Source organism: Streptomyces sp. MAI_2237, assembly GCF_054189285.1.
On sequence record NZ_JAJPGQ010000003.1, the window covers coordinates 2168048 to 2184392 of the forward strand.

At 64.3% G+C, this 16345-nt stretch carries 17 protein-coding genes and 1 pseudogene; all 18 read left to right on the forward strand.

Annotated elements, in window-relative coordinates:
• Positions 1–318: 318 nt before the first annotated feature.
• A complete protein-coding gene (locus LN251_RS20505) occupies positions 319–795 on the forward strand; it encodes a hypothetical protein (RefSeq protein ID WP_458245672.1) in 477 nt (158 codons plus the stop codon).
• Entirely contained in the window at positions 795–3002 is a 2208-nt protein-coding gene (locus LN251_RS20510; RefSeq protein WP_458245673.1) for a DEAD/DEAH box helicase family protein, read from the forward strand. Before LN251_RS20505 ends, LN251_RS20510 begins: the two co-directional genes overlap by 1 nt.
• Positions 3003–3192: 190 nt before the next feature.
• Positions 3193–3531, forward strand: a pseudogene (locus LN251_RS20515) (AAA family ATPase); the annotation flags it as partial.
• A gap of 7 nt (positions 3532–3538) precedes the next feature.
• Positions 3539–5170, forward strand: a complete 1632-nt coding sequence (locus tag LN251_RS20520) for a hypothetical protein (protein WP_458246815.1) — start codon at positions 3539–3541, stop codon at positions 5168–5170.
• Between the two features lie 155 nt (positions 5171–5325).
• Positions 5326–5871 carry a hypothetical protein gene (locus tag LN251_RS20525; protein ID WP_458245674.1) on the forward strand — a complete coding sequence of 182 codons (546 nt, stop codon included), beginning with the start codon at positions 5326–5328 and terminating at the stop codon, positions 5869–5871.
• 880 nt (positions 5872–6751) lie between these two features.
• Complete coding sequence (locus tag LN251_RS20530; RefSeq protein ID WP_458245675.1) at positions 6752–7603, forward strand: helix-turn-helix domain-containing protein; 852 nt, start codon at positions 6752–6754, stop codon at positions 7601–7603.
• 96 nt (positions 7604–7699) lie between these two features.
• On the forward strand, positions 7700–8089 hold the full coding sequence (locus LN251_RS20535) for an ATP-binding protein (RefSeq protein WP_458245676.1): 390 nt from the start codon (positions 7700–7702) through the stop codon (positions 8087–8089).
• Positions 8090–8264: 175 nt separating this feature from the next.
• On the forward strand, positions 8265–9116 hold the full coding sequence (locus LN251_RS20540) for a sigma factor-like helix-turn-helix DNA-binding protein (RefSeq protein WP_458245677.1): 852 nt from the start codon (positions 8265–8267) through the stop codon (positions 9114–9116).
• The gene (locus tag LN251_RS20545) at positions 9113–9934 is read left to right on the forward strand and encodes an integrase (protein ID WP_458245678.1); all 822 of its coding nucleotides are present in this window, start codon (positions 9113–9115) and stop codon (positions 9932–9934) included. The genes LN251_RS20540 and LN251_RS20545 overlap by 4 nt, the downstream gene beginning before the upstream one ends.
• A gap of 181 nt (positions 9935–10115) precedes the next feature.
• On the forward strand, positions 10116–10463 hold the full coding sequence (locus LN251_RS20550) for an SCO3933 family regulatory protein (protein ID WP_351803626.1): 348 nt from the start codon (positions 10116–10118) through the stop codon (positions 10461–10463).
• Between the two features lie 5 nt (positions 10464–10468).
• Positions 10469–11833: an FtsK/SpoIIIE domain-containing protein gene (locus LN251_RS20555; protein WP_458245679.1), complete on the forward strand. Its 1365-nt coding sequence runs from the start codon at positions 10469–10471 to the stop codon at positions 11831–11833.
• A gap of 87 nt (positions 11834–11920) precedes the next feature.
• On the forward strand, positions 11921–12622 hold the full coding sequence (locus tag LN251_RS20560; protein WP_458245680.1) for a DUF2637 domain-containing protein: 702 nt from the start codon (positions 11921–11923) through the stop codon (positions 12620–12622).
• Between the two features lie 13 nt (positions 12623–12635).
• A complete protein-coding gene (locus LN251_RS20565) occupies positions 12636–12815 on the forward strand; it encodes a mobile element transfer protein (RefSeq protein WP_086866375.1) in 180 nt (59 codons plus the stop codon).
• 16 nt (positions 12816–12831) lie between these two features.
• Positions 12832–12987: a hypothetical protein gene (locus LN251_RS20570; protein ID WP_399893245.1), complete on the forward strand. Its 156-nt coding sequence runs from the start codon at positions 12832–12834 to the stop codon at positions 12985–12987.
• Positions 12988–13007: 20 nt separating this feature from the next.
• Positions 13008–13313, forward strand: a complete 306-nt coding sequence (locus tag LN251_RS20575; protein ID WP_458245681.1) for a SpdD-like protein — start codon at positions 13008–13010, stop codon at positions 13311–13313.
• Between the two features lie 103 nt (positions 13314–13416).
• Positions 13417–14796 carry a replication initiator gene (locus LN251_RS20580; protein ID WP_458245682.1) on the forward strand — a complete coding sequence of 460 codons (1380 nt, stop codon included), beginning with the start codon at positions 13417–13419 and terminating at the stop codon, positions 14794–14796.
• Positions 14793–14963 carry a helix-turn-helix transcriptional regulator gene (locus LN251_RS20585; protein ID WP_145827468.1) on the forward strand — a complete coding sequence of 57 codons (171 nt, stop codon included), beginning with the start codon at positions 14793–14795 and terminating at the stop codon, positions 14961–14963. The genes LN251_RS20580 and LN251_RS20585 overlap by 4 nt, the downstream gene beginning before the upstream one ends.
• Complete coding sequence (locus LN251_RS20590) at positions 14960–16333, forward strand: tyrosine-type recombinase/integrase (protein ID WP_458245683.1); 1374 nt, start codon at positions 14960–14962, stop codon at positions 16331–16333. Before LN251_RS20585 ends, LN251_RS20590 begins: the two co-directional genes overlap by 4 nt.
• Positions 16334–16345 lie beyond the last annotated feature (12 nt).

Sequence of the window (16345 nt, forward strand, 5' to 3'; positions counted from 1 at the left end):
TGACCGCCATCTTGCAGTGTGCCCTGACTGGGATGGAGGGTGCTGGTGTTGTCCCGGCGGCGATGGGTGTTGTTTGGGCCGCGTGAGGACGCCAGGCAGGCTGGTTCACAGACCAGCACTGAAGGGCAACCTTCCGGGGAGTCTGCGTGTCACAGTGATCGCTACGCTAATTTTTTCACACACGACTGGCGCAACCCGTGGACGCGGTTGTCGTGGCCGGGGAAGAGGATCGAGGTATCACTCGCCAGGGTGTTGGTGACGTGGCGACAGGCTGAGAACAATGGTGGGTTCAGGGATCGCGGGGAGTGGGGCGAGAACGTGGAGTATGAGCAGGCGGTCGTCGACGTGGACGCGGCTCCTGCCGGCACGATGCGCGTGGCGACAGCACAGGCGTGGGCTCGGATCCTCGTGGACGTCGACTCCCCCAACGACCTAGGCACGTTGTTGGGGCGCTCGACGACCGATGGCGACGAGGTCGACGCCCGTTGCCATACCCAGCGAGCACGAAACCTGCTACGCAAGAATCATCTTAGGCGCCTCGATCAGTTGCTGGGGATCACCATCGCTGATTTGCGTAATATACGACAGTGCGGCAGAGAGAGCGCCGTAGATATCTTGACCGCTTTGTTGCTGACACTAGTTGGCGATTCAGGCATGCAGCCCCAAAGGTCCGACGTTCCGTTGCCGGGGATGGACGCTCATTTGGATTCTCCCAAGTCTCAGAGGTCTGACGGCGACGGCAGAGACCACGATCCTGTGAAGGATCCTTTGCTTGACCTCCTGAAAGGCGCGTGATGACCGACGACTTGCCCTCTTGGGAACCGAGGTGGAAGCGCCGGTACAACTCGCCGCCAGATGACCTAATCAAAGATTTCTATGTCCCTGCCTTCGCCCGGTCGCGAAATTACGATCGGGCCGTTGGGTTTTTCTCTGCGGGTATTCTGGCGGCAATTGCGCCCTCACTTGACAGGTTCGTTCTCAACGGCGGCATGATGCGGCTCATTACGTCTCCTGCCCACCTAAGCGACGACGAGCTGGCAGCAATGGGTAAGGGCGAGGAACTCAAGAGCTACCTCAAGGAGGGGCTTCGAAGCGCCATCTTGCAGCCGATTCCTAGCCTTGTACTAGCTGACCGGCTGAAGCTGCTGACATGGATGGTCGCCTCTGGCCGGCTGGATGTCCGTATCGCACTGCGAGAGCATACGCACAGTTACGCACTATTCCATGAGAAGATCGGAGTCTTCTCTGACCAGGCCGGTAACTGGATGACGTTCACCGGCAGTCCGAATGAAACCATCGGCGGGGCTAGGCTTCATTCAGAGTCGTTTCCGCTGCATCGTAGTTGGGTGAACGAGGAGCAGCGCGCGTATGCCTGCGAAGAACGAGACCGGTTCGAGCAGCTATGGGGCGAGCGCGTTGATGGCGTAGCTTTGTGGCGGGTAAACGACTGGATTGAGAATCCTATGCGGTCCAACTTCGGCATCCGCGAGCCGTCTGCAGGGCGGACAATAACCGAAACTGACCAACCAGTCTCATCGATCGCCCCTTCTTTGGAAGGAGTGTCGCTTGTCCCGTCGCTACCTGACGACCTCACACTGCGCGAGTTTCAACAAGCTGCGGTGAACGACTGGCTCCGGGCTGGTGGACGCGGCACTTTCGCTATGGCAACAGGCACTGGTAAGACCATCACCGCCCTGACCGCCGCGACGCAAGCCTCCGTATCCTCCTCCAACGCCAACAAGCCACTGCTTGTGCTGGTGATCGTGCCACTGATCGATCTAGTGGAGCAATGGCGTCAGGAGGCCGAGCGGTTCGGCTTTCGTCCCGCTGTCTGTCACGGCACCCTCACCAGTAGACAGCGAGAGCATCTGAAATCTGTATTCTCAGCTGCCCGATCAAGTCAAGGGCGCCGAGCTGAGATGGTAATCACCACAGCGGGCAGCCTCGCGCCGCGTGGGGAGGACGTCGCTGATGACGAACATTTTGTGCAGCGACAATTGGCCCGTCATCGTGGCCGGATAATGGTCATCGGGGATGAAATGCACTCGCTGGGCACACCAGCGCGTCTAAACGCGTTGCCCCCAAATCCCACGTTTACCCTGGGGCTCTCTGCGACGCCCAAGCGGCACGGCGACGACGAGGGTACGCAGGCTCTCCTAAGCTACTTCGGCGATCCCGTGGTTTCGATCAGTATCAAGCAGGCAATCTATCAGTACAACGCACTCGTACCTTATGACTACTTGCCCTATCGGATCGAGCTGACCGATGACGAGGCCAAGCGCTATCGGCAGATTTCGCAACGGATCGCGGCTGCATTCGCCAAGGGGGATGAGCTAGCGGCAGAGGCTCAAATCCGAGCGCGCACCAGGCTAACTCAGCATGCTACTGGAAAGCACGACCGACTTCGTCAGTTGATGGCGAGCGGCTTGAAAGACCAGACGCACCAGATTATCTATGTCGCCGAAGGGAAGAATCCCGAGACTGACTTCCCTGCGCTCAAGAAGACCGAGAAGATGCTCCGCGAGGAATTCGGGATGCGGATCGAATGCTATTACGGTGAGACAGACAGGAATCGTCGTGAGGTCCTTCAGGGGCGCCTGGCTAGTGGGGACATTCAGGCTCTATTGGCTATGAAATGCCTAGACGAAGGAGTTGACATCCCATCCGCGCGTATTGGTGTCATCACCGCGTCGACCCAAAACCCTCGGCAATTCGTGCAGCGTCGTGGGCGACTTTTGCGGCGTGACCCGAACAACCCGAAGTCGCATGCTGTTATCTATGACTTCATCGTAATGCCGCCTCGTCCTGCCGGCGAGCCATCTGATTCAGAGAAGCGCCTCATTGCGGGGGAGTTGTCTCGAGCCGCTGAACTTGCCGAGGCGGCACGAAACCGCGAGGCGCTTCTGACAATTATCGAGTGGGCATACGAATGCGGTCTACGTCCCGTTGATCAGCCCTGGATGAGTATGACTGAGGACGACGAAATGGAGGAATGGGCCTGATGAACCCATTTGAAGAGCAAATGCAGAAAATGGCGAGCGAGTTGAGCTCTGAGGCTAAGGAGGTCGTCAATTACGTTGTTACTGCGGAACATAGACGGAGGTTCTCTGATGACCGTAGTGACCTGCCCGACGAATTTGCCAACCGTGCTCTTCAGATGGCGAAGGCTAAGGAGGGCCGTAAGTGAAGTTCGTGACCTTGGCAATGCGTAATTGGCGGTCCTTCCACGGCGACCACCGAGTCGAGTTCTCTATCGACCCGCGTAAGCCTGTAACTCTAATTCTAGGGCCTAATGGTGCTGGCAAGACAGCCCTTCTCAATGCGTTCACCTGGGCTCTGTATGGCGAGTTCACTGACGGGTTCGCGAGTCCAAGTCAATTGGTCAACGTCGACGCTGTAGAGATGGATCCATCTGCCGAGACCTCGGTAGAACTTACTCTGATCCACGAGAAAGATGAGTTCCGTATCCGCAGGGTAACCGATGCGCACAGGCAGTCCGCTGGCGAATATGACCTGACAGTTACCAAGAACGGTGAGCGTGCGGTTGAAGACGACATTTATCGGATTCTCCCTAAAGCACTCAAGGACCTGTTCTTCTTTCCTGCCGAGACGTTCAGTACAGCGAACGTATTGGAGGGGAGCAGGGCCTGGCGAGGGATCCTCTCTAAACATCGGCCAGGCGATCAGATCTCTGCTGGCTGGCGACATCTACGACCGGGCGATCGAGGATCTGCGTAAGGCGATAGAGAGTGAGGCGCTCAAACCGCCTAAAAACTATAGTGACAACACCGTCGAGGAAGCTCGGCGTAAGTACGCGCAGGCTCAGGAGGAGCTCAATTCTGCTGAGGAGCGTCGTGATGCCCTTCCAGGGCTGCTAGCGGATGCCCGGGACAAAGCGAGTAAAGCGAAAAAGGACGCTGAGAGGTACAACCCGGAGGAGATCAAGAAATGGGAGCGTGAGTACGAACAGCGAACGGGGCGCGTGCGGCAAGCGGAATTGGCAACCCAACGAGCGTACGAGCTCTACCTCGACCTAGCCCGCAAGGCGCATCTCCATTTTGCTCAGAGCGCAGTGTACTCCGCGATCTCGCAACTTGACCTAGCTGAAAAGGCTGGCTTGATGCCTCCGCGTATTCACGAGTCGGTGCTCGACAAGACGTTGAACGACTGCCGCTGCACGCTGTGTGGCGAGCCACTCTCGAAGGAAGCGAACGAGCGCATCAAGAGGCTGCGGGCACACGTCGGCGACGCGCGGATTGCTGTCCGCGGCATGGAGACTCGCTCTCTGCTTGTGCGGCATGCCACCCAAAAAGACATGGCGGTCGCGAACCTTCGCGACGAGATTGCCTCTCTCGCGTCAGATCTTGGAGTTGCCGGCCCGCAGCAGGGTGCCGACATGAGAATGCTCCAGGCAGTGCTGCGGACGTGCCTAGATATGGCTGAACGGCTGCTTGGCAATGCGACACGTGAACTCATGGAATTCACCGAAGCCCAGGATGTGGAACGACCCCCAGCAGGCCAGAGCCCAGTTGAGATCGCCATGGTGAGGCAGAAGAGCGTAGATGTACTCGCTGCCGAGTCCAAGGGCATTGAAGCCGAAATCGAGGCGCTATCAGCCAAAGTCGGAGAGTTGCTGTCGGACTACACTAAGAAGTCTTCGAAATCTGAGGGGCACAAGCGCAAGACAGCCGCCATTGAGATCCTTCGCGAGGTCAAGAAATTCTTCGATACAGCCCGTAAGGGTCTGAACCGATTTGGTCGAGAAGATTTCGAGAAGGCAATCAATGCAACCTACTCGGATCTGATTGCCAAGCCGTATCAAATCCACGTCGGCGAGGATTTCGGCATTACAGTGCGTTTTCCAGGAAAAGATGAGGAGATTCCGCTTTCTCAGTCGGAGAAGGTGTTGGTTCTGATTGCTTTCCTGGGTGCCATCGCAAGGTTGGCTCCGATTTACGAAGAGATCGCCCGGAATCAGCAACAACTCAAGCGTACGGGGAGCGTCGATACATCGCGGAGTCATGGCTTCCCAGTCGTCCTCGACTCGCCGACAAGTCCATTGGATGATGAGTACGAGGCCCGACGTGGTGAATGCGCTGCCCAGGTTGCTGCCTCAAGTCGTCGTGTTGGTTTCAGCGAAATCCGTTGCTGTATGGGAGGGGATCGCTAGTAGCGTGGGAAGCGCCAACATTATGGAATTGACTTCGCGTAGCTCTAGTAACCGAACAGTCCGATGGAATGGGAAGGACCACATCTACAGCGCTCAAGACGAAGGTGTGGCACATGCTAGAACACGGATGACCAATATCAGTTGAAGGACGAGCTATGGCGAACGTCAACATCTATCCGGATCACAGGGATATCCTTGATTCGCTTGTCACGTCGGGCAAAGCGAAATCCGCCGCGGCAGGCACTAAGACTGGCCCATTCAAGGAAATGCGGGACGCGTACGTATTTGCTGCAACGCTGGCGATGGCGCTAAATCAGCCTACGCTCGCGGAGGAAATGCCGACCTCTAAGAGAGGGGTGCTTCCTATCCAGGACCGAGTGTTTTTCGGTGCAGATGGCGCTACCGAGATCACCGCTGCGGTGGTTCTGACAAGCGCCGCCCCTGACCAAACCATCGATGATTCTCTGAGATCACAAATGGATCTGCTAGCCAGTGAGAACATGGCGGAACAGCTGGCACTGCTCGATCGCTACGCGCATGCAGGGTTCGACTGGCTGCGAAAGCACTCGCAGGACGAAAGCAGCATCCGCGACCTTGTCATGACGGCTATTGACACAGTCGAGTGTGCAGAGAGAGAAGTTGGAGACGGCTCACAGGTCCAAGATCCACTACTAGGTCTGCTTAATATGATTATCGAGTGATTGGCCGGTGCGAGCCCTCAAGGCAGTGGTGTGATAGTGCGTTAGTCGGGTAGGGAAAGCGGCGAAGCATGTTTGTGTCGGCTGGCTATCGTGCGGGCCCTGGTGGTGAGATCGCCAAGTCGGAACCAACGCCTCCCTACTCCGTAGAAGCGCGAGGTCAGGAAAACCCCCTTCTGTAGCGTGAGCATCAGATGAACCAAGCGTTGCGTGGCTGAAGTCCTGGCGCACTTTCGCAGAACCCGCTGCACCCAACAGCCTTACGTCAATTGCGGATGAGGGCCCCGCCTGGAGCCCACCATGCTGAAAAGCGCTCCATGCCTGAGCTAGGCTGCGGGGCCCCAGGAGCGGGGGTGGCTCTCGTCCGAGAGATCGTCTGTGCCTAAGCTGACGAAAGCCAGCCACGACGGCGGGTAGGCCGACCGATCACGCGCGCGTGTGTCTCGCTGCACCTCCACTGGCCTCAACCACGTAACAGGCTTTGTGGCCTTGAGCTGAGTCAGGGCGGCTGCTTGATGGCTGAGGGGTGCTGGGGTATCGCTTGAGGGTCCGGCTGCTGACGCGCGGTGGCCTGCGCAATTCTCAGATCTGCTGGTCCTCGCACTTGGGCCAGCGGAACTGGGTAGCCAGAGCGGCGGCAATCTGTGCGGCGGCGTCCCCCTTCTTTCACATCCGGTGGCTGATCGCATTGCGCGGCGCGGGCGCCGGCCGGGCTGGAGCGGGACGGAGGCAGGAGCGCAGGCCCGGCCGGGGGCCGGGCCGCGCGCGGGGAGCGGAGCGAGCCGCCTTGAACCAGTAGGGAGAGTTTGAATCACGGCTCTGCTGGGGGCTGGCACTGCTCTCCCGCCCGGTGGCTGTTGGCTCGTGGTGTAGAACCCTGGTCATGGGGAGTGAACGGCGAGAGCGGATGCGGGCGCTTGGGATGCGTCTTCGTGCGCTCCGTAGAGAAGCCGGCCTGACGGGTGCTGTGTTGGCGCAGCGTGCCCGTGTGGGACAGCCGACGGTGTCCAAGGTGGAGAACGGGCGCATGGTTCCGAGCCTGGATGTGTTGGATCGGCTCTCGCGTGCCCTCGGCCTCGATGAGGCGGCGGCTCTTGAGGTGCGTGAACTCCTGGCCGCAGTAGAGGCGGCTGCCGTCTCCGATCGACCGGAAGACAGCGAGCCCTCAACCGGGGCGGCTGTTGACGAGGAAGTTCGTTCCGCTCAGCTGGTGCGCTCGTTCCAGTGCGTCGTTCTGCCGGCCATGCTCCAGAGTGCGGAGTACGCCCGGCACGTCTTCGAGAGTGCGCCGGACGCGACGCCTAAGTCCGTGGGCCGGGCTGTCGCTGCCCGTGTGGATCGACAGAGCGTGCTGTACGAACCTGGGCGCGAGTCGGTGTTCGTGCTGACCGAAGCCGTGCTGCGCACCTGGCCGGGCACACCGGCACTGATGCTCGCCCAGCTGGATCGGTTGCTCGCGGTCGAGAGTCTGAGCACCGTGCGGCTCGGGGTCGTCCCTTGGCGTCGCCCGGTTCCGGTCCTGCCTCGCCACGGATTCACCTTGTGCGATCGGCGAGCGGTTGTGGTCGAGACGTTCGGCGCCGAGTTGGTGTCGACCGACTCCACCGAGGTGGCCGCGTACGAGGACACGTTCGGCCGCTTCGAACGGGCTGCCATCTTTGGGGAGGACGTGCGGAAGCTCCTGCTACGGGTGATGCAGGAGTTTCACGCCTTGGGAGACAGCCTCACTCCATAGAGGAATAATTCCTCTGTATGCCTGGCCTGTTGGGTGCCATTGGGAATACGCTGCCGCTGGCTGTCTAGCCCCCTAGACGATAGTGAGGAGCTTCCCATGCGGTCCAAGTGGTGCCGTGCCTTTCCCGGCGTGGCCGATGAGGTGGCGCATGCCCGTCACTTCGTCGCTGCACTGCTCGACGGGTATGACCCCGTCGACGACGCCGTGCTGATCGTGAGCGAACTCGCCACCAATGCCGTGCGGCACTCGCTGAGCGGTGCGGCCGGCGGATGGTTCCTCGTGGTCGTCTGCTTCGGTGATGGCCGCGTGCGCATCGAGGTCGTCGACCAGGGCGGCGAAGACGTGCCGCACCTGTGTGACGTGACCGGCCAGGAAGAAAGTGGACGCGGGCTGTTGCTGATCGCGGCCTGCGCCAAGGACTGGGGTGTGAAGAACTGGCCCGACGGGCGCACCGTCTGGGCCGAGCTGGAAATGGAGAGGGTGTGATCACGCCCGGTTCGTGGGCGCTCGGCGATCATCCGGCTGGCGGTGGCGGGTGACGCCTCGGGGTGTGCCTCGGCGGCGGTCCCGGTTCTTCGTGGTCGATGTTCGTACAGGGCGGCGCCTCCCGCCCATTCCGTCTAGGGCCCTAGACTCCTGGTTACTTCTAGGAGGTGCGGTCATGTCGGACGAGCTGCAGCGGATCACGGCTATCGATGATCCGTATCTGCTCCTGCGCGAGGTCACCAAAAGGCTGGCCGACGCGCAGCAAGAGGTGACCGAGCTTGCCCGGCTCCGCCGCCGCGTGGTCCAGGACCTCCACGCTCAAGGGCTGTCCTACGCGCAGATCGCTGAAAAGGCCGGCCTGAGCCGTGGGCGGATTCACCAGATCCGGCACACCGGCCCGGCACCCGAGGGGGCTTTCCTGGGGATGGGTGCCGTCACCGTGGTGACACCCCTGAGGTGGGACGCCGAGAAGAAGCGCCCAGTCGTCGCCATGGCCGACATGAACTCCGGGAAGCGGCTGGAGGAGCTGGCCAAGTCCTATGGGCTTGCCGTCAGCTCCGGTCACGTGCAGGTGAGCGGTGAGATCGACCTGAACCGTGACGGCCTGATCGTCGTCTGCGGACCGGGTATGTCCGGGGCCATGAAGGATTTGTACGCCCAGGACCCGGTACTCGGCTGGGAACATCCGGAAGGCGAACCGTGGGCGCTGGTGGACCGGCGTACCGGCGCGAAGCACAATGCCGGCGCGGACATTGAGCCCCGCCGCCCGCACGACGTCGGATACCTCGGCAGGCTGCCCCGACCGGACGGCAACGGCTCGGTACTCGCCATCGCCGGAATCCACACGGCAGGCTCCCTCGGCGTGGTCCATCTGCTCACGTCAGACCTCAACTCGCTCTGGGGGCAGGTGGGCGAGCGTCACTTCTCCACGCTGGTGAGCGTCGACTACGACCCCGAGACCGACGAGCCGCAATCCGTCGAACTCGTCTGCCCCCTCTACCTGCACGACGAGGAGGCCACGGCGTGAACGTCGCCCTCGGCTCGCAGCCGGCCGACCCAGGACGGGAGAACGAGGACTTCGCCGCAGCCGGTCTCGGTGCAGCCGTCCTCCTCGACGGCGCTGGCGTCGCCGGGGCGGAGACCGGATGCGTTCACGGCATCGCCTGGTTCTCCTCGACGTTGGGCGGGCTGCTGCTGGCCAATATCGCGGCGCGGCCTGCCCGACCGCTCGCCGACTGTCTCGCCGACTCGATCCGGGCTGTCCGGTCCCTGCACGAGGACACATGCGACCTTGCGTACCGGGCCAGTCCGAGCAGTACGGTCGTCGCCGTCCGGGTCCAGTCGGGAGCTCTGGAGTACCTCGTCCTCGGCGACTCGACCCTCCTCCTCGCCGAGACGGACGGGAGTACTGCTGCCGTCACCGACCAGCGCCTGGACGAGGTCGGCGAACGGCTGCGCCAACCGGTCGACGTACTGCCCACCGGTTCGCCCGAACACGCCGCTGCCCTTGCGGAATACAGGGACGCTCTGACCGGCCTCCGCAATCGACCGGGCGGCTTCTGGATCGCCGGCCCCGACACACAGGCAGCCGAGCATGCACTGACGGGAACCGTGCCGCTGGATTCCCTGGCCTCCGTGACGCTGCTCAGCGACGGGGCAACGCGACTCGTTGACAGCTTCCAACTCGCGGACTGGAAAGAAGTGTTGGGCCTCCTCAATTCGTCGGGCCCGGATGAGCTGATCCGCCGCGTACGCGCAGCCGAAGCGGGCGACCCCGACGGTCGGCGCTGGCCGCGAGGGAAGACCAGCGATGATGCGACCGCGCTGCATTGGGTCATGCCGTAGCGGACTCCGCGGCCTTCGAGGCATCTCGTATACCCCCCTAGACAGTTGACGGGTCGTCCGGTTACGGTAGGCGTCAACCCCCCTAGACAGTTAGGGCGGGACCACTCCCTTGCTGTCTAGGGGGGTATCCAACCCGATCCGGCGTCCGCGATGGGCGCCCCACCCAAGTGAGGTTCACAGAATGCGATTCATCCCCGTGGACACCTCGTCCGCCACTCTGCTGGTCACGAAGCTGCCCGAGGTCAAGGTGAGGGACCGGCAGACCGGTGAGGTGGCCGTCGATCCGGTGACCAACGACCGGCTCATGGTCCTGGAGCTGGTGTTCATTGCCGAGGGCGGTTCCGACATGATCAAGGTCACCGTCCCTGAGAAGGGTGTCGGTGAGGGCCTGGTCATGGGGGCTCCGGTCTTCCTGTCCGGGCTGGTTGCCCGGCCCTGGGAGAGCGAGTTCGGCGGCCGCGCCCGGCACGGCATCGCATACAGGGCCGACGCTGTGATGGTCGGCACCCCGGCGGCGGCACAGGGCTGAGCGCGATGACCGATGCCCTGCGGATTCTGTTGCTGGGCTTGCTGGCGGTGGCCGCGCTGGTCGCGGTGCGCCGTCGGCTGCCAGTCCTGTTCTGGTGGCTGGTCGGGTATCCGACCGTCACGCTTCGGGTGCTCACCACGTACCGGGCCACCATGGATGCCTGCGGTCTCACAGTGCCCGCGTCGGCCATGCGCCGGGCCACCGCCCGCATGATGGGGCGGCAGGCTGCCCCCGTACCGCCTCGCCGGTCACTGCCGCTGCCGACCGGGTCCGGACTCGTGATGCGGCTGCGCATGGCAGCAGGACAGGCACCCGAGGATTTCAACGCTGCGGCCGATCGACTGCGGCACGCCTGGGGCGCACACGCTGTGCACGTACGGCCTACCAAACCAGGACGGTTGGAGCTGCGGCTGGTGGGCTGGGATGTCCTCGCTGACGTCCGGCCTCCTTGGCGAAGGCTGCGCACCGAACCGCTGTCCCTGCCGCTGGCGCTGCGTGAAGACGGGCACTGGCACATCCGGGACTTCCGCACCGTGCCGCACGAACTGATCCTTGGCGCCACCCAGTCAGGCAAGTCCGTGTACCTGCGCAATCTGCTGTGCGGGCTGGCCCGGCAACCGGTCGCGCTCGCCGGTATCGACTGCAAGTGGGGTGTCGAACTGGCGCCCTTCGCCCCGCGGTTGTCAGCTCTGGCGGATACGCCGGACCGAGCGAACGAACTACTGGACGCTTTGGTGGAGGAGATGGAGGCCCGGTTCCGCCTCATCGGCCTGAGCAGCGGGGCCACTCCGGACACTGGGCTGACTTCGGACGTCTGGGGTTTGCCGGAGAAGGTGCGGCCGGTGCCGGTTGTGGTCGTCGTCGATGAGGTCGCCGAACTCTTCCTGGCCGCCGGCAAGGACGACGAGAAGCGGCGCGACGCCATGGTCACCAAGCTCATCCGCCTTGCCCAACTCGGCCGCGCGGCCGGCATCTACCTGGAGGTCTGCGGACAGCGCTTCGGCGCCGAACTCGGCAAGGGAGCCACCATGCTCCGTGCGCAGCTCACCGGCCGTGTGTGCCACCGCGTCAACGACGAGACGTCCGCGAACATGGCGCTCGGCGACATCGCGCAGGAAGCGGCACTGGCCGCAACCTCCATCCCGGCCGAACGTCCCGGCGTCGCGGTCGTCGGCGACTCCTCTGGTGGCTGGTCCCGCGTCCGCTCCCCTCACCTCACCCTCGACGACGCGGCAGAGGTCTGCAACGAAACCTCGGGCCTGGTCCCCGAACTGCCTCGACTCGACGCCTTCCGGCCCATCGCCGTGCAGCCCGCCGGGCCTTCCTCCACCACTTCTGCCGTGCCCACGGCCCGCCCGGTGACCGAGTAACCGCACTTCCTCTCCCTCGGCCGGCGTGACCGCCTCGCGCCATGTCCCTACCCCTCCCATGCCCAAGACCGGAAGGAGACCGAGCCGATGCGTGCCCACTCGGCCCGCGTAGACGCCGTGGTCGTTCAGGCCGTCATCGCCGGTGCCCTGTCCTTCTCTCACCTGCACGACCTTGCTGCGGCTGCCGGACAAGACGGCTGGAAGGCGTGGGCCTATCCCGTGAGCGTCGACCTGCTCCTGGTCGCGGCTTGGCGCCGGATGCGTCAGCAGCAGCTAGGGGGAGTGGCGGCCGGTGGCCCGCGGCTGTGGTTCCTGGTGGCCCTCGCCGCATCACTCGGCGCCAACGTCGCCACGGCCGGGCTCCTCGACCTGGACGACGTACCGGCTTGGCTCCGCGTGACGGTCGCGGGCTGGCCCGCCGTCGCCTTCTTCGGGGGCACCTTGCTGGCTCACACCCCGGAAACGCCGAGGGTCTCTGCCTCCCCGGCGACGGACGCCGACCCAACTCAACGACCGGCTGCGGCTGTCATCGACCGGCCTGACCGTGACGCGCAGCCGGCGCCCTCCAACAACCCCGAACCGGACCTAAAACCCACCACCGAACCGGCCGCAACTTCGGCCCCGCTGACCGCTTCCACGGTCAATCTGCCGCCCGCTCTCGTCGACCGGGCCCGGGCGCTGGCCGAGGAGTACCGCACCCTTACCGGTCACCCCGCCGACCCCGACGCCGTTCGAGTCCGGCTCGGCCTGCCTCCGTCCATGACCCCGTCCGTCGCCGCACACCTCTGAGAGGAGCAACGCCATGAACCGGCGCTTCCGCGACGTCCGCCGCATCGGCCCCGTCAATGTCGCCTCGTTCGTCGACCGCGGCCGTAACCGACACCTCGCCGCCTGCACCGCGCCCCGCTGCGACTTCTCCACCGAGTACGACAGCCGCGCCGCTGCCGAACTCGCCGCCCGCACCCACCGTTGCCCGGCCTGAACAGGAGACCACCGAAGTGGAAGTACCGCTCTGGCTCGCCCTGCTCGTCGTCGGAGTCCTCGGCGTCAAGCTCGTCCGACCGCCCCTGTGGCTCATCGCCGTTCTGCTCGTGGGCGGCTACCTGCTCGCCGACAGCCTGCTGGCTCCCGTCATCGACAGCTTCCTCAAGTGACCCACGAAAGGGGATCGTTCGTGTTTCGACCGAAAGTCCCGACCATGCCGCAGCCCACCGGCCCGGCTGCCCCGGCCACCGTCGTCGAGCCGACCGCCATCACGCCGGGCGTTCCAGCTCAGTCATCGGCCTCCGTCGCTCCGGCCCCGCCTCGCACGGCCGCCCGCTTCACACCTGGAACCGTGCTCGCCCTCGCCAGCGGCGGCACCGCCGTGGTCCTGGTCGTCGGCGCCGTCCTGGTCTCCATGCTCCTCGCTGTCGCCGTCACCGCCGCGTCCGTGGCCGTGTGCGCCGTTGTCGTTCGCTCGATCCTCAGCCGCCGCTGATCCCACACTTCTCCGCTCGCCCGGCCTGCTCACACTGTCTAGTCCCCTCGACAGGCCGGGCGCTCGCACCCCACGTCCATCTCTTACGAGGAGGAACCCGCACATGCGCCCTGCGGCTCCGACCGCAGCAATCCGCCAGCTGGCCGCACTCGCCCGGCACGGCGACCTCAGCGCCTACGCACACCAGATCCAGCGTCTTGGCGGCTGCGAGCGGCCCGTACGAATGGAGGGCCACCGGCTCGACGTCCACGCCGCCACCGGGGAGATCGTCCGCGAGATCGCCGACCGAGACCTTCCGGCCGGGCAGCTTCTGATCCGCTGCAACAACCGGCGCGCCACCCGGTGCGCCGCCTGCGCCGAGATCTACTGCAAAGACACCTTCCACCTGGTCACCGCTGGCCTGAGCGGCGGCAAGGGTGTCGGTCCGTCGGTCGCCCAACACCCGCGCGTCTTCGCCACGTTCACTGCCCCATCCTTTGGCCCCGTCCACAACCGCCCCGGCGGCGCCCGGTGCCGCTGTGGACGCCTGCACTCCGACGACGACCCCGCTCTCGGTACACCCCTCGACCCGGACCGGTACGACTACCGCGCGGCCGTCCTGTGGAACGCGCACGCAGGCGCCCTCTGGGCCCGGTTCACCACCTATCTGCGCCAACACCTCGCCTCCCGCGCGGGCCTCACCCGCTCGGCGCTGCGCCACTGCCTCAAGGTCTCCTACGCCAAGGTTGCCGAGTACCAGCGGCGCGGCGCCGTCCACTTCCATGCCGTGATCCGCCTCGACGGCCCGGACGGGGCCGAGGACACCCCGCCCGCCTGGGCCACCACCGAACTCCTCACCGACGCGATCCGCTCCGCGGCCCGCCTCGCCGAGACCCCCGGCCCCGTCCTCGACGGCCACGCGTACGCCTTCCGCTTCGGCGAGCAGCTCGACATCCGCCCCATCCGCTCCGCCGACTTCGCCGGTACCTCGGAGCTCTCCAGCCGGGCCGTGGCCGCATACATCGCCAAGTACGCCACCAAAGGCGCCGAAACCGCCGGCACCCTCGACCGACCCATCCGCAACCCGATCACCGACCTGATCGGCTCCGGAGTCACCGACCACGCCCGGCGCATGATCCTCACCTGCTGGAAGCTCGGAGCCCTGCCCGAACTCGAAGACCTGCGCCTGCGCAAGTGGGCCCACATGCTCGGCTTCCGCGGCCACTTCTCCACCAAGTCCCGCGCCTACTCCGTCACCCTCGGCGCCCTCCGCCAGGAACGCGCCGACCACAACGAAGCCCTGGCCCGCGAACGCGCGGCAGAAGCCGGCCACCCGCTGCCCGACCCGGGCACCGTCCTCGTCCTCTCGCACTGGGTTTTCGCCGGCACAGGGCTGACGGCCGCGGAACGCCTGCTTACCCACGGCACCCCGTCACCTGCCAACTCGACGAACGATGACACGGAAGGAGCTCCGGCGTGGACCGCCGACGCGATGAACTCATGACCGTTCCGCAGATCCTCGCTGAGCTGGGTGGTGTGTCCCGACGCACTTTCTACCGGTGGCGCGAACTGGGCCAGGGACCTGCTGCCTTCAAGCTGCCCAACGGCGAACTTCGGGTGTGGCGAAGTGACTTCGCCACGTGGCTGCGACAGTTGGAGGCGGCAGCGTGAAGTCTCTCGACGTCAGAGTCTGGGGCGTGCGCAAGCGGGACACTAAGACGCCCTCCTATGGCGTTCGCTGGTCCGTCGCCGGCAACGTCTTCTCGGACTCATTCCGAACCAAGGCGCTTGCGGATCACTACCGAGCGAAGCTCATGGCTGCAATGCGCGGTGGCGAGGAGTTTGACACCGAGACTGGTCTCCCGGCCTCGATGGAGCAGAAGAAGTCCCCATTGAGTTGGTACGACTTCGCGCTCAAGTACCTCGCCATGAAGTGGCCCCATGCTGCACCCAATACGCGAGACGGCATCAACGAATCCTTGACCAGCGTGACCATGGAACTCCTAGAAGAGCGAGCAGGACGGCCGTCCGATGAGGAGATCCGCAAGGCATTGCGCAGTTGGGCCTTCGTGCTGCCCGGGCCGAACAACCGTGAAGTCCCGGACAACGTCCAAAACGTTCTGCACTGGGTGTCGAAAGCGTCCCGACCGCTTGCGGATCTCGCGGAACCGGCGACAGCCCGAGCAGTGCTCGACGGCCTGAAGCTCAAGCTTGACGGGACCGCGGCAGCTGCTGAGACCGTGCGACGTAAGCGGCGAACCCTGGTGAACGCTGCGAACTATGCGGTCGACCTGGGGGAGCTGCGTGAGAACCCGATCACGGCGGTTCGCTGGCAGAAACCGAAGGTCTCGAACCAGGTGGACCCGCGCGTGGTCGCCAACCCCGAACAGGCCCGCAACCTTCTGGCGGCGGTGTCTTACATCGGCGGCTACCGGCGTGCTCGCGGCCGGCGCCTCGTCGGGTTGTTCGCGGCGATGTACTTCGGCGGCCTGCGTCCTGCTGAGGCGGTCGGCCTGGTCGAGACTGATCTGCTCCTCCCCGAGCAAGGCTGGGGATCGGCGCTGCTCCACCGGACTCGCCCGTCGGTCGGCAAGCGGTGGACCGACTCGGGGGAGACCCACGACGACCGCGGGCTCAAGAATCGGCCGACCGAGGACGTGAGGCGGGTGCCGATTCCCCCTCACCTCGTTGCAGTGCTCCGGGAGCACCTGGCCACTTTCGGCACGGCGGACGATGGGCGGCTCTTCTTCAGCGAGAAGGGTTCGGTCGTCCCGTCTTCGACGTACTACCGCGTATGGCAGGAGGCACGGATTTTCGCGCTCCCGCAGGCCGTCGCGGCCTCGCCACTCGCAAGTCGGCCCTACGATCTGCGGCACTCGGCGCTCTCCACGTGGCTCAACGCGGGGGTCGACCCCACTGAGGTGGCTGAGCGTGCTGGCAACAGCGTTGAGGTCCTGCTGAGTCGCTATGCGAAGTGCCTCGACGGCCGTCAGGACGTCGCCAACCGGCGTATTGAGGATCTGCTCCGCGAGTACGAATGACGGCATGCGGCA

What these genes read in the sequence shown, in the direction of transcription:
- LN251_RS20510 (WP_458245673.1), top strand. Translation starts at nt 795, where the DNA reads ATGACCGACGACTTGCCCTCTTGGGAACCGAGGTGGAAGCGCCGGTAC.
- LN251_RS20525 (WP_458245674.1), top strand. Translation starts at nt 5,326, where the DNA reads ATGGCGAACGTCAACATCTATCCGGATCACAGGGATATCCTTGATTCG.
- LN251_RS20530 (WP_458245675.1), top strand. Translation starts at nt 6,752, where the DNA reads ATGGGGAGTGAACGGCGAGAGCGGATGCGGGCGCTTGGGATGCGTCTT.
- LN251_RS20535 (WP_458245676.1), top strand. Translation starts at nt 7,700, where the DNA reads ATGCGGTCCAAGTGGTGCCGTGCCTTTCCCGGCGTGGCCGATGAGGTG.
- LN251_RS20540 (WP_458245677.1), top strand. Translation starts at nt 8,265, where the DNA reads ATGTCGGACGAGCTGCAGCGGATCACGGCTATCGATGATCCGTATCTG.
- LN251_RS20550 (WP_351803626.1), top strand. Translation starts at nt 10,116, where the DNA reads ATGCGATTCATCCCCGTGGACACCTCGTCCGCCACTCTGCTGGTCACG.
- LN251_RS20555 (WP_458245679.1), top strand. Translation starts at nt 10,469, where the DNA reads ATGACCGATGCCCTGCGGATTCTGTTGCTGGGCTTGCTGGCGGTGGCC.
- LN251_RS20560 (WP_458245680.1), top strand. Translation starts at nt 11,921, where the DNA reads ATGCGTGCCCACTCGGCCCGCGTAGACGCCGTGGTCGTTCAGGCCGTC.
- LN251_RS20565 (WP_086866375.1), top strand. Translation starts at nt 12,636, where the DNA reads ATGAACCGGCGCTTCCGCGACGTCCGCCGCATCGGCCCCGTCAATGTC.
- LN251_RS20580 (WP_458245682.1), top strand. Translation starts at nt 13,417, where the DNA reads ATGCGCCCTGCGGCTCCGACCGCAGCAATCCGCCAGCTGGCCGCACTC.
- LN251_RS20585 (WP_145827468.1), top strand. Translation starts at nt 14,793, where the DNA reads ATGACCGTTCCGCAGATCCTCGCTGAGCTGGGTGGTGTGTCCCGACGC.